The organism is Pontibacter ruber, assembly GCF_023630205.1.
In the GTDB taxonomy this organism is placed as follows: domain Bacteria; phylum Bacteroidota; class Bacteroidia; order Cytophagales; family Hymenobacteraceae; genus Pontibacter; species Pontibacter ruber.
The window spans coordinates 541,778-554,075 of the sequence record NZ_JALPRR010000002.1 but is presented as its reverse complement, the minus strand read 5'-3'; the positions used below and the strand labels follow the sequence as shown (position 1 = coordinate 554,075).

The following is a 12,298-nucleotide window of genomic DNA, read 5'->3' as shown; positions in this document are numbered from 1 at the left end:
GCCCTCGAGAAACAAAATCGTCTTGATTCTTTTGCCTACTTTTCTCATCAAGGAGAAAAGTAGGGCCCAGCCGGCGAGGCGAAAAGCTTGCAAAGAACAAGGAAAGAGAAAGCATGATAAAGATTTAAGAAGAGCTATACCTGTGCTAACACAGATCTCTCCTTGCGTCGAGATGACAGGAGAATCAACTAGAATCAGACACAAAAAAGCCTCCCAACATCCTGAGGATACTGAGAGGCTTTGGTAGAATTTATACTTGCTTACGCGTATACTTCGCGCTTGGCAGCTTTCAGGGTATTCTTCAACAGCATGGCAATTGTAAGTGGGCCAACACCACCTGGTACAGGGGTGATGTAGCTGCACTTAGGTGCTACGTTGTCAAAGTCCACATCGCCACGCAATCTGTAGCCAGATTTGCGGGTGGCATCCGGAACGCGGGTTGTACCCACGTCTATGACTACGGCGCCTTCTTTTACCATGTCTTCTGTTATCAGCCCGGGTATACCTACGGCGGCAATAATGATATCAGCTTGACGGGTGTAATAAGCCAGATCAATTGTGTTGCGGTGGCAGAGCGTAACGGTGGCATTGCCCGGGTAAGCCGCCTTCGACATCAGGATACTCATCGGCGACCCTACTATATTGCTGCGGCCGATCACGACGCAGTGCTTGCCGTTCGTTTCGATCTGATAACGCTCGATTAACTGCAGAATGCCATACGGTGTAGCCGGCAGGAACGAAGACAATCCAGCCACCATTCGGCCCACATTAGCCGGATGGAAACCATCTACATCTTTTCTCGGGTCTACAGCCTCCAGCACTTTCTGTGTATTGATATGCTTTGGCAGTGGAAGCTGCACGATAAACCCATCGATCTCATCATCCTCGTTCAGCTCCTGTATTTTGTTCAAAAGCTCTTCTTCGGTCACATCGTCTTCGTAGCGGATAAGCGAAGAGCCAAAGCCAACTTTCTCGCAGGCCAGCACTTTGTTGGTAACATACGTAACCGAGCCACCATCATTACCAACAAGCACAGCCGCCAGGTGCGGTATTTTACCACCATGGGCTTTAATCTCAGCTACTTCTGCAGCTATTTCATTCTGTATGGCTTCGGATGTCTTTTTGCCGTCGAGCAGGATCATAGTTTACTTTATAATTATGAATTATGAATTATGAATGCTGTATTAAATCAGTATAGGCACTTGTAACTAAATCGTCCTCTTCAATCTGGAGAAGTTCTTTGTAATAATGGCATTGCTGATTCAGCATATCCAAGCCTAGCGAGCCATCAAGATCAATTGCTTCTATTTCAACAAAGTGGCCAAGTTCCTCCAGGTAATCAATGTGGAACTTCACATTCCCGATAAAGAAAATCTTTCGGAGCTTCTTTACCTGCGCCAGAACTTTCTGGCTGCCGCAGATCTGGTTAATCGTTTCAGCTCCTGGGTGCTTAAGATAAAGAAGTACTTCGGTTTGTTTTGTTCCCCCGCCTGATTTCCTGTTATAATGTATAAGCACATTCTCAATATTTCCCTGGCGGTGCTTCAGTTTACCATAATCTGCTTCGTAGTAGGTATCCGTCTGCACATCCAGCCCCACATACTGAGCCCCATGTTCCAGAAGTATACTTTCAACTTTGGCGGGGTTGTAGCAACGGGCTTTTATAGTTATATCGAGGTACAAGGCTTTAGCAAGTTTATTATCAGACTTCCTGGCAAAGAACTATTGGATTGAAGGCCCACTAAAAGTTTATACTTTATGTCTTTTGTCCTTTGTCACAAATTCTCCTGTCAAAATGTATATAAGCGACAAGCCCCGGCGCGGAGGGGCACGTCGGGGCTTGTTATAGGTTAGTCGAGTTTGAGCACGGCTAAGAAGGCTTCTTGCGGAATTTCCACGTTGCCTACCTGGCGCATGCGTTTCTTACCTTTCTTCTGTTTCTCGAGGAGCTTACGCTTACGCGAAATGTCACCGCCGTAGCACTTGGCCAATACGTTCTTGCGCAGGGCCTTCACCGTTTCGCGGGCGATGATCTTCTGACCAATAGCAGCCTGGATCGCGATCTCGAACATCTGGCGAGGCAACAGCTCACGCAGCTTCTCGCACAGGCGCTTGCCCCACTCGTAGGCTTTGTCGCGGTGCACGATGGCCGACAAGGCATCCACAGGCTCTCCGTTCAGCATCACATCCAGCTTCACCATGTTCGACTGGCGGAAACCGATCAGCTCGTAGTCAAGCGAGGCATATCCACGCGAAATGGTCTTCAGTTTATCAAAGAAGTCGAATACGATCTCGGCAAGCGGCATTTCAAACGAAAGCTCTACGCGGTCGCTGGTCAGGTACGTCTGGTTTTTAAGTATACCGCGCTTTTCCATACAAAGCGTGATGATCGGGCCAACATACTCTGCCTTTGAAATGATCTGCGCCTTGATGAACGGCTCCTCGATGTGGTCGATGTAGTTTGGCTCCGGCATCTCAGAAGGCGCACTTACTTTCAGCAACTGGCCTTTGGTAGTATGCACATTGAACTGCACCGACGGAACGGTCGTGATTACCGTCATATCGAACTCACGCTCCAAACGCTCCTGCACAATTTCCATGTGCAGCATGCCTAAGAATCCGCAACGGAAACCGAAGCCAAGGGCAGCAGAAGTCTCCGGCTCCCATACAAGGGAAGCATCGTTGAGCTGCAGCTTCTCCATGGAGGCACGCAATTCTTCGTACTCGCTGGTCTCTACCGGGTAAATACCGGCAAACACCATCGGCTTCACGTCCTCAAAGCCCTGTATACCCTGAGCCGGACGATCCACATGCGTAATGGTATCACCTACTTTTACTTCTTTAGCATTTTTGATACCCGAGATCAGGTAACCCACGTTGCCGGCTGCCATTTCCTGGCGTGGCTCCTGGTTCAGTTTCAGTACGCCGATTTCGTCGGCCTCGTAGGTTTTGCCCGTGTTTATGAACTTTACCTTATCGCCTTTACGAAGCGTGCCGTTGTAAATCCGGAAGTATACTTCAATGCCTCTGTAGGAGTTAAATACAGAGTCAAAGATCAGGGCCTGCAGGGGTGCCTCCGGGTCTCCTTTTGGTGCCGGAATACGCTCGCAAATAGCATTCAGGATATCTTCGATACCGATACCTGCCTTACCCGAAGCATGGATGATATCTTCTTTGTCGCAGCCGATCAGGTCGATGATCTGGTCCGATACTTCTTCGGGCATGGCGTGCGGCAGGTCGATCTTGTTCAGTACAGGAATGATCTCCAGGTCAGAGCCGATGGCTAAGTATAAGTTAGAAATGGTCTGCGCCTCAATCCCCTGCGAAGAATCCACGATCAGCAGTGCGCCCTCGCAGGCAGCAATGGAACGGGATACTTCATAAGAAAAATCTACGTGGCCTGGCGTATCGATCAGGTTCAGTACGTAATCTTCTCCTTTGTAATTATAGTTCATCTGGATAGCGTGGCTCTTGATGGTAATGCCGCGCTCACGCTCCAGGTCCATGTTGTCGAGCAGCTGGTTTTGCATTTCACGCTCTGCTACTGTCTGGGTGAATTCCAGCAGACGGTCGGCCAGAGTACTCTTACCATGGTCGATATGGGCGATGATGCAGAAATTGCGAATGTTCTTCATAAATATCTATACGAATAACAAAGTTAAGAAGAAAGTGGCTTTGTTTCAGCTTCTGAGGCCAAGATTTATAGAATACAAGTAAACAGCAGACTTAAATCAGGGCTTTTTAGGCAAATTAATTCCGATGAGCCGACCGTACAAGATGTAACCGGGGCTGAAAACGCAGCAACTAACCAGAACAGCACCTTCGTACTACCCTACTGGCCCGTATACAACAGCTATACTATTACTACTGTATGAACAAATACGAAGATAAAAATACTGCTCCTGACCCGTCGGGTAGAATGACGCAGGTAGTAGAACGCAACATAAAAGCTTTACTCGAACGCAAACAGCAGGAAGACCAGGAAAGGCCAGCTCAGGACAAAGTAGCCGATGCCATCACCCGGTTTGCCGGAAGTATGGCGTATGTATACATTCACCTGGCTGTGTATGGCATCTGGGTGATCTGGAACCTGGGTTGGTTGGGCCTGAAACCTTTTGATGAATCCTTTGTGGTATTGGCCATGATCGCGTCGGTTGAAGCCATTTTCCTTTCCACGTTTGTACTGATCAGCCAAAACCGTATGGCAGCCCAAGCCGATAAGCGTGCCGAACTTGACCTGCAGGTAAGCCTTTTATCGGAGCATGAGGTTACTAACCTGATAAAACTGGTAAGAGCTATCGCTCATAAAATGGACATAGAAGAGGCACATAATCCCGAATTTGATGAATTAACCAAAAATGTTGCCCCGGAGAAGGTGATGGACAGAATGGAAAAGCACCAACAGGATATTAACAGAGAAACCGGCAGCTGATAATTAATTCAATAGCTCCATTCAGAGTACTTATTGATTACTAAGTGCTTCCTATATGGCAAGTACGCATGTTGTAAGGACTTTATACATCTGAAAATCATACCCTAAATTTTGCTATATTCGCATGATTTTTTGAAAACTCTTGTTAGTAAACTATGCAACTTACTACAGTAGAACCATATAAGCCTGTCAACCATATCCGGATCGTGACAGCCGCTTCGTTGTTCGATGGACACGACGCGTCGATTAACATCATGCGTCGTATTATTCAGGCTTCAGGCGCTGAAGTGATACACCTGGGCCACAACCGCTCGGTGCAGGAAATCGTGGATTGTGCGATTCAGGAGGACGCTCAGGCCATTGCCATTACCTCTTACCAGGGCGGCCACCTGGAGTACTTCAAGTACATGTACGACCTGCTCAACGAGCGCGGCTGCAGCCATATCCGTATTTTCGGTGGCGGTGGTGGCGTTATACTTCCTACCGAGATCGAAGAACTGCACGGTTACGGCATAGCCCGTATCTATTCTCCTGACGACGGACGTGCGATGGGATTGCAGGGTATGATCAACGACATGCTCGAGAAGTGCGACTTCCCCACAGGCAAAGACCTGAACGGAGAAGCGAAGCATTTAAGAGACAAAGATCCAAAAGCCATTGCCCGTCTTATCTCGGCTGCCGAGAACTTCCCGGAAGAAGCCCGTTCTATACTTGACGCTGTAAAAGAGCAGGCAAAAGAAGTTAAAACGCCAGTGCTGGGTATCACCGGTACAGGTGGTGCAGGTAAGTCGTCGTTGGTAGATGAACTGGTGCGCCGCTTCCTGCTGGATTTCCCGGATAAGAAGATCGCTATCATCTCTGTAGACCCGTCGAAACGTAAGACTGGTGGTGCTTTGCTGGGTGATAGAATCCGCATGAACTCCATCTCTAACGACAGAGTTTACATGCGTTCGCTGGCAACCCGCCAGAGCAACCTGGCCCTGAGCAAGTATGTACAGGACGCCGTGGACATCGTGAAAGCAGCTGATTTCGACCTGATCATCCTGGAAACATCTGGTATTGGACAATCGGACACCGAGATCATCGAGCACTCTGACATGAGCCTGTATGTGATGACGCCGGAGTACGGTGCCGCCACGCAGCTCGAGAAGATCGACATGCTCGACTTTGCTGATGTTATTGCCCTGAACAAATTCGACAAGCGTGGTGCCCTAGACGCCCTGCGTGATGTGAAGAAACAATACAAGCGCAACCACCAGCTGTGGGATGTGAACGACGAGGAAATTCCGGTATTCGGTACCATCGCTTCCCAGTTCAATGACCCGGGCATGAACCGCCTGTACCGTGCGGTAATGGCCAAGATCACGGAAAAAACCGGTGTGGAATTCGCTTCTAACCTGCATACGTCGCAGGAGATGTCGGAGAAAGTATACATCATCCCTCCTGCCCGCACACGTTACCTGTCTGAGATCGCAGAAACCATCCGCAACTACGATAAGTGGAGCAAAGACCAGGCGGAAGTAGCGCAGAAACTATACGGTATCAAAAAGTCTATCGAAGCAGTTCAAAGTATAGAAATTGCTGATAAAGACCGTTTGGTAAAACAGTTGGAAGAAGCGTATGCGGAAGTTGCTTTAAGCTTAGACGGCCAGAACAAGAAAATACTCGAGAACTGGAAAGAGAAAGTACAGGCCTACAAGAACGAGTTCTATGTGTTCAAGGTACGTGACAAGGAGCTGAAGATAAAGACCCATACCGAATCGCTCTCGCACCTGCAGATCCCTAAGGTTGCTACGCCACGCTACGAAGCATGGGGTGATCTATTGAAGTGGAACCTGCAGGAGAACGTGCCGGGTGAATTCCCATACACAGCAGGTGTATTCCCGTTCAAGCGCGAAGGCGAAGACCCTACCCGTATGTTTGCCGGCGAAGGTGGTCCGGAGCGTACCAACCGTCGCTTCCATTACGTGAGTTTAGGCATGCCAGCCAAGCGTCTGTCTACAGCATTCGACTCCGTAACCCTTTACGGCGAAGACCCTGATTTCAGACCGGATATTTATGGTAAGATTGGTAACTCGGGCGTGAGCATTTGCTGCCTCGACGATGCCAAGAAACTATACTCCGGCTTCAATCTGGCTGATCCGATGACCTCGGTTTCGATGACCATCAACGGTCCGGCTGCTATACTTACCGGCTTCTTTATGAATGCTGCCATCGACCAGCAATGCGAGCTATACATTAAAGAGCATGGTCTGGAAGAAGAAGTAAATGCCAAGATCGAAGCCATCTATAAAGAGAAAGGTGTTGAGCGCCCAAGATACCAGGGTGAGCTACCAAAAGGTAACGATGGTTTAGGTTTGATGTTGCTGGGTGTAACCGGCGACCAGGTACTACCTGCCGAAGTATACGAGCCGATCAAAACCCGTACGCTGGCAGCAGTTCGTGGCACGGTACAAGCAGATATCCTGAAAGAAGACCAGGCACAGAACACCTGTATTTTCTCTACTGAGTTCTCGCTTCGTTTGATGGGTGACGTACAGCAGTACTTCATCAACAGGAACGTGCGTAACTTCTATTCGGTGTCTATTTCCGGCTACCATATTGCAGAAGCTGGTGCAAACCCGATCTCGCAGTTAGCCTTTACGCTGGCAAATGGCTTCACGTTTGTGGAGTACTATGTGAGCCGCGGCATGGATATCAACAAGTTTGCGCCTAACCTGAGCTTCTTCTTCTCCAACGGCATCGATCCGGAGTATGCGGTAATTGGCCGTGTAGCTAGAAGAATCTGGGCCAAAGCGATGAAGCACAAGTATGGCGCAGATGCCCGTTCTCAGATGTTGAAGTACCACATCCAGACGTCCGGCCGTTCGCTGCACGCACAGGAGATCGATTTCAACGATATCCGTACCACGCTGCAGGCGCTTTACGCGATCTACGACAATTGTAACTCACTGCACACCAACGCTTACGATGAGGCCATCACAACGCCTACAGAAGCTTCTGTTCGTCGCGCAATGGCCATTCAGCTGATCATCAACCGCGAGCTGGGACTTGCCAAAAACGAGAACCCGCTGCAAGGCTCATTCATCATCGAAGAGCTGACGGACCTGGTGGAAGAAGCTGTATTGGCAGAGTTCGACCGCATAACAGAGCGTGGCGGTGTACTGGGTGCGATGGAAACGATGTACCAGCGCGGCAAGATTCAGGAGGAAAGTTTATACTACGAGACCCTGAAGCATACCGGCGAGTATCCGATCATTGGCGTGAACACCTTCCTTTCTTCGCAGGGCTCTCCAACGGTTATTCCGCAGGAGGTTATCCGTGCTACCGAAGATGAGAAACAATACCAGATCAAAATGGTGCGTGCCTTGCAGGAGCGCAATGCGGATAAGTCAACCGAAATGCTGAAACGTATACAGCAGGTGGCCATAAACAACGGCAACATCTTCGAAGAGATGATGGAGACGGTGAAATACTGCTCACTTGGCCAGATCACGAATGCCTTATTTGAGGTAGGCGGACAGTACCGCAGAAACATGTAAGTTATATTTTAAAGTATAAACTAGTAAAAAAGGAGCCCGTGAAAACCGGCTCCTTTTTCTTTTATGTGCTCATTATCAACAAGCTTACAACTTAAAGCTACGACTCAACCGTATAAGTAAGACTCAAATCAAAGAATTATGAGAAAGAAAAGAAAGACTGATTTTCCTGTGCTCCTGTTTGCGGTTACATTGCTGTTAGTGGGTGCAGCCGCCTACGTGTATAAAAGTACCCGCCTGGAAGATGAAGACATGGATTTCGACCTATACGATGAAGATTCAAATATCTATTATTAGTACCTGTAAAGTATAAAACAAAGCCCCTGGCATGCAGCATGCCAGGGGCTTTGTTTTGCGGCATATACTGCCATTTTATACTTGTTACAAATGGTAATCGCCGGTTGCTTCCGGCTGGTAGATCACCTTTTCTATTTTATAGTTGATCGTACCGGAGGGTACCGGCCACTCCACCACATCTCCTTCCTTGCAGCCTATAATCGCTGTGCCTACAGGCGCGAAAATCGAAATTTTACGGGTACTGATATCAGCATCCTTCGGATACACCAGCGTGATCTCGATCTCCTTGCCACTAACCAGATCCTTTAGCTGCACCTTTGAGTTCATCGTGATCACGTTAGCAGGAATTTCTTCCGAGGCTACGATGGTTGCCCGTTTCAGTTCTTCACCTAACTTGCCAATGTTCACAGCTGCACCGTTGCTCTGACGCTGCACTTGTATCAGGTCGATCAGGCGTTTATAGTCCTGCTCGGTTAAATAGATGGTGTTGTTCATATCAACTCAGTTTAATACATAGTTTCTGCTGATTTCGCTGGCCGACGCATTTTTTGCGAAATAAATATCTTTAAAGCTCAGCGTATTCCCCTGCTCCACTCTTCTGAAGATCTTATCCGGCGTTACATGGCTCAACGAGCTGAACCCACAGGCTTCCATCACCTCGATGGTAGACTTGATGGTGTTGCCGTGGAAGTTGGCAACGCGCACACGTTTATCTGTTACATCCAGGCCGCTGTACAGGTTTTTATCCTGCGTAGCAATACCTACAGGGCAACGTCCGGAGTCGCATTGCAGCGCCTGTATACAACCCAGCGCGAACATCATACCACGGGCACTGTAGCAAATATCCGCTCCCAACGACACAGCCTTCAGGATATCAACTCCGGTGATGATCTTACCGGCTGCCATCAGCTTGATCTCGTCGCGGAGGCCATACTTCTTCAGCATATTCTGTACAAAGGCCAGGGCATCGTAGAGCGGCATGCCCAGACTGTCAGTAAACTCCAGCGGAGCAGCACCGGTACCGCCTTCAGCCCCGTCGATCGTAATAAAATCAGGGTAGATCCGGTTGTGCATCATTTCCCGGCACAGCTGTTCGAACTCCTGTTTATTACCAATACACAACTTTATACCAATAGGTTTACCTTCCGATAGCACCCGCAGTTTCTGTATAAAGAGCAGCATGGTAAACTGATCGTTGAAAGCCGAATGTGCCGGCGGTGACGCTACCGTCGTAAAAGGCTCCACTTTACGGATGGCCGCAATCTCAGGAGTGTTTTTGGCAGCAGGAAGTATACCGCCGTGCCCAGGCTTAGCTCCCTGCGACAGCTTGATCTCCACCATCTTGATATTCGGGTGTGCCACCTGCTCCTGGAATAATCTTTCAGAGAAGTTGCCGTCTTTGTCGCGGCAGCCAAAGTAACCGGTACCGATCTGCCAGATCAGGTCCCCGCCTCCTTCTATATGGAACGGACTAACACCACCCTCTCCGGTGTTGTGGGCAAAGCCGCCCAGTTTGGCACCGGCGCTGAGGGCCGTAACAGCTGTTTTGCTCAGAGAGCCGTAGCTCATGGCCGAGATGTTGTAAATGCTGGCGCTGTAGGGTTGGTTGCAACTGCTGCTGCCAACCGTCACGCGCAGGTTCTCCTCTTTCACGTGCACCGGAAACATCGTGTGGGCGATCCATTCAAAACCTACTTCCTGGCTGTTTGCCTGCATACCAAACGGCACTGTCTGGCGCACGTTTTTGGCTCGCTGGTAAACGATGGAGCGCTGGCGGCGGCTGAACGGTTTCCCGTCCAGGTCCGATTCAAAAAAATACTGGCGCAGCTCCGGGCGTATACTTTCGAAAAAGTAACGGAGGTAGCCCAGCAGCGGGTAGTTGCGCAGTATACTATGTTTGCCCTGACGGATGTTGTTCAGGTAAACAAGGTGCAGTGGTACAATAGCCAGTAAAGACCAAAGTGCCTGCCGATCGAAAACTGATAACAGGAGCGTAACCAGATAAAGCGAAACAAAGACATACACAAACGTTTGTCTGACGCTGAATTTTGTTGCCATGAAATAAAAGTGATAAAAAGATTCGTTTAACTTGCTGTCTCCACCGATCCGGAACTACCCATTAGTTGCAGCTTAAACGTAGGGTAACTCCGGCTTAGCTGTTAAAGGCCTTGGGAGTAGTAAAAAAGTGAAGGCAATAACCATTCAGTTCATCACTTAGGGATACGTGATGAGAAGCAACAACAAGGCCTGCGCTAGCTGGCGCTAACAGAGACAAACAAGTATAGCTGAATGGCTTCATAATCAATATTTCACACAAAGGTAGGACAAAGTTCTTTAAATAAGCTACTCATCCCGGAATATTATTATTCCAAAAGTGCCCTTACACCGTTTCTGCCACTGTTTTATAACTGGAAAACGATCTTATTGTTTATACCTCGTCCTATCCATGTCGGCTGGATAAAAAGCAGACAGTTAGGTTGAAATTTAGGGTAACTTTCATAGCTATATAGCGTTAGAAAAGTACCATCACCTCCTTACATCAATCGTCATGAAACATATATCTACGTTATCGTCACTGTTTATTTTAGGAACTACCTTTGGCTTCCTTATGAAAGGATGGCTTACACCAGGCGACCTGAACTTCGACCTTCAGGACGAAGAAGTACACCTGTATTTGTAACTCCTACACACTAAAAAAACAGATTAAAGGCGGGCCGGCAGGTTCGCCTTTATGTTTTCAGCGTATACCTATCCATTAGGTTCTTAAAGCCTGAACCGATACCTTTATAGTCCAGATACAATATATATTTATCATTTCATTCATGACGCAACAAGAAAAAATAAGCTACATCATTGGCCGCGACATGGCTGCCAACCTGACCAAACAAGGTATAAGCATTGAAGCAGAAGCCTTTTTGAAAGGTATGAAAGAGGCCTTGGCTGGCCAGCCATCCTCCCTTTCAGCAAACGAGGTACAGCAGGCCATGATGGCCCTGCAGCAGGAAATGGGCCAGAAACAGGGTGCCCAGGCAGCCGAAAACAAGAAAGAAGGCGAAGAGTTCCTGGCTTCCAACAAAAACAAAGAAGGTGTAAATACGCTGCCAAGCGGCCTGCAATACCAGGTACTGAACGAAGGTACCGGCAAAACACCTTCCAGCACCGACAGGGTAACTACGCACTACCACGGCACACTCATCGACGGCACTGTGTTCGACTCGAGCTATGAGCGCGGCCAGCCGGCTACGTTCCCGGTAAACGGTGTAATTGCAGGTTGGACAGAAGCCTTGCAACTGATGAAAGAAGGCGCCAAGTGGAGACTGTTTATACCTTCTAACCTGGCTTACGGCTCACAGGGAGCAGGCGATGCCATTGGCCCGAATGCCACACTTATTTTTGACGTAGAGCTGATCTCCGTAAACAAATAATACACGCACTATCCGCATACAAAAAACAGGGGCAGCTTCTGGAAGCTGCCCCTGTTTTTTGTATGCTACCGGATCTATACTTCTGCTCCGGCTTCTTTCATCTCTACCATACTCTCCAGCCAGCGCTTCCCCTCTTCCGGATACAGGAAATGCTGTAAAACAAGGAACTTGTCCTCCACGATCAGTTCGTCGCCGTCAATATCGGTTAACACGCTGTGGTAGGCATGCACCGGCAAGATCACTGCCAGGAAAATATCATCGTTTACCGCGCGCAATGCTCTCGGAAAAACATACTTGAAAACCCATCGCTGGTCGTCCCGTTTCACGCCGTCCCGCTCCTGCAGGTTCAGCACCCATTTGCGGGGCTTGTAATGCCGCACCATCTGCATGATGCTGGCATACCCTCTTTTGATCTCTTCAGACCGGACCTCTCCTTTCCAACGAATATTAAGCGTTTCAGAATCCTGGTCATAAGAGGCTTCCAGTTTTCCCTCAATGATCGCACCGCTCGTTTCCAGCGGGAACTGGAAGTTTGCTGCATAATCAGTAGCAATCAATTTATCTGTAGACATAGCTTAATGTTTAATATAGGGCGCTAAAAGTTA

General features: G+C 48.6%; 11 protein-coding genes. 5 read left to right on the top strand and 6 right to left on the bottom strand.

Going from position 1 to position 12,298, the window contains the following annotated elements; genetic code table 11:
• Positions 1–260 precede the first annotated feature (260 nt).
• The 3 genes from MJ611_RS09215 to lepA form a co-directional block, all read right to left on the bottom strand.
• A complete protein-coding gene (locus MJ611_RS09215; protein ID WP_250429405.1) occupies positions 261–1,142 on the bottom strand; it encodes a bifunctional 5,10-methylenetetrahydrofolate dehydrogenase/5,10-methenyltetrahydrofolate cyclohydrolase in 882 nt (293 codons plus the stop codon).
• Between the two features lie 28 nt (positions 1,143–1,170).
• Positions 1,171–1,683, bottom strand: coding sequence for a class IV adenylate cyclase (locus MJ611_RS09210; RefSeq protein WP_250429404.1), 513 nt, complete (start codon positions 1,681–1,683; stop codon positions 1,171–1,173).
• Between the two features lie 167 nt (positions 1,684–1,850).
• Positions 1,851–3,635, bottom strand: coding sequence for a translation elongation factor 4 (gene lepA / locus MJ611_RS09205; protein ID WP_250429402.1), 1,785 nt, complete (start codon positions 3,633–3,635; stop codon positions 1,851–1,853).
• 236 nt (positions 3,636–3,871) lie between these two features.
• Between lepA and MJ611_RS09200 the strand changes: the two genes are divergently transcribed.
• From MJ611_RS09200 to MJ611_RS09190, 3 genes are all read left to right on the top strand, one after another.
• Positions 3,872–4,432 (top strand): DUF1003 domain-containing protein, encoded by a 561-nt coding sequence (locus MJ611_RS09200; RefSeq protein WP_250429400.1) that lies wholly within the window; start codon positions 3,872–3,874, stop codon positions 4,430–4,432.
• Between the two features lie 155 nt (positions 4,433–4,587).
• The gene (locus MJ611_RS09195) at positions 4,588–7,974 is read left to right on the top strand and encodes a methylmalonyl-CoA mutase family protein (protein ID WP_250429399.1); all 3,387 of its coding nucleotides are present in this window, start codon (positions 4,588–4,590) and stop codon (positions 7,972–7,974) included.
• 138 nt (positions 7,975–8,112) lie between these two features.
• Complete coding sequence (locus tag MJ611_RS09190) at positions 8,113–8,268, top strand: hypothetical protein (protein ID WP_250429397.1); 156 nt, start codon at positions 8,113–8,115, stop codon at positions 8,266–8,268.
• 84 nt (positions 8,269–8,352) lie between these two features.
• Here the strand turns inward: MJ611_RS09190 and rnk are convergent, their stop codons facing one another.
• Positions 8,353–8,763, bottom strand: coding sequence for a nucleoside diphosphate kinase regulator (rnk, locus tag MJ611_RS09185; protein WP_250429395.1), 411 nt, complete (start codon positions 8,761–8,763; stop codon positions 8,353–8,355).
• 6 nt (positions 8,764–8,769) lie between these two features.
• The gene (locus MJ611_RS09180) at positions 8,770–10,326 is read right to left on the bottom strand and encodes an FMN-binding glutamate synthase family protein (protein ID WP_250429394.1); all 1,557 of its coding nucleotides are present in this window, start codon (positions 10,324–10,326) and stop codon (positions 8,770–8,772) included.
• Between the two features lie 490 nt (positions 10,327–10,816).
• On the opposite strand from MJ611_RS09180, the gene MJ611_RS20555 reads away from it, so the two are divergent.
• Together MJ611_RS20555 and MJ611_RS09175 are read left to right on the top strand one after the other, a co-directional pair.
• Positions 10,817–10,948 carry a hypothetical protein gene (locus tag MJ611_RS20555; protein ID WP_262921635.1) on the top strand — a complete coding sequence of 44 codons (132 nt, stop codon included), beginning with the start codon at positions 10,817–10,819 and terminating at the stop codon, positions 10,946–10,948.
• 142 nt (positions 10,949–11,090) lie between these two features.
• On the top strand, positions 11,091–11,693 hold the full coding sequence (locus MJ611_RS09175) for an FKBP-type peptidyl-prolyl cis-trans isomerase (RefSeq protein ID WP_250429393.1): 603 nt from the start codon (positions 11,091–11,093) through the stop codon (positions 11,691–11,693).
• A 74-nt stretch (positions 11,694–11,767) separates the two neighbouring features.
• Here MJ611_RS09175 and MJ611_RS09170 read toward each other — a convergent pair whose 3' ends face one another.
• Positions 11,768–12,265 carry a hypothetical protein gene (locus tag MJ611_RS09170; protein ID WP_250429392.1) on the bottom strand — a complete coding sequence of 166 codons (498 nt, stop codon included), beginning with the start codon at positions 12,263–12,265 and terminating at the stop codon, positions 11,768–11,770.
• Between the last annotated feature and the right edge of the window lie 33 nt (positions 12,266–12,298).